Annotated in this window: 1 pseudogene; it reads right to left on the bottom strand. The window is 62.8% G+C overall.

Annotated elements, in window-relative coordinates:
* Positions 1-334, bottom strand: a pseudogene (locus tag EOA13_RS37680) (type II and III secretion system protein family protein); the annotation flags it as partial.
* Between the last annotated feature and the right edge of the window lie 29 nt (positions 335-363).

The following is a 363-nucleotide window of genomic DNA, read 5'->3' as shown; positions in this document are numbered from 1 at the left end:
GGTCGACCTTGATGTTGCTGTCGATGACGCGCGTGATAAGCGCTCCGAAGGGCGCCGAGTTGGACAGGAGGCCGCTGAGCAGACCGCCCGGTCCGAGCACGACACCGTCCTCGTCAACGGCAGCAACACCGGTACCGGTACGGGTTGTGCCATCGCCGTTCCTGCTTTTGATCGACACGCCGAGGTCGCGGCCGGTGTTGCGCTTGGCTTCCAGCACGCGCACTTCCAAATTGACCTGCTGGCTGTCGTCGACGATGACGGAGTTGATGACGGCATCGGGTCCATATTGCTGCGCAACCGCCATGATCGCCGCCAGCGTAGCGCCATCTTTCACATGCCCGCCAAGCCTGACCCTGCCATTGA

Source organism: Mesorhizobium sp. M7A.F.Ca.US.011.01.1.1 (assembly GCF_003998295.1).
Classification (GTDB): Bacteria; Pseudomonadota; Alphaproteobacteria; order Rhizobiales; family Rhizobiaceae; genus Mesorhizobium.
Note: the sequence above shows the minus strand (reverse complement) of the source record. Positions and strands in the feature narration are given on the sequence as shown.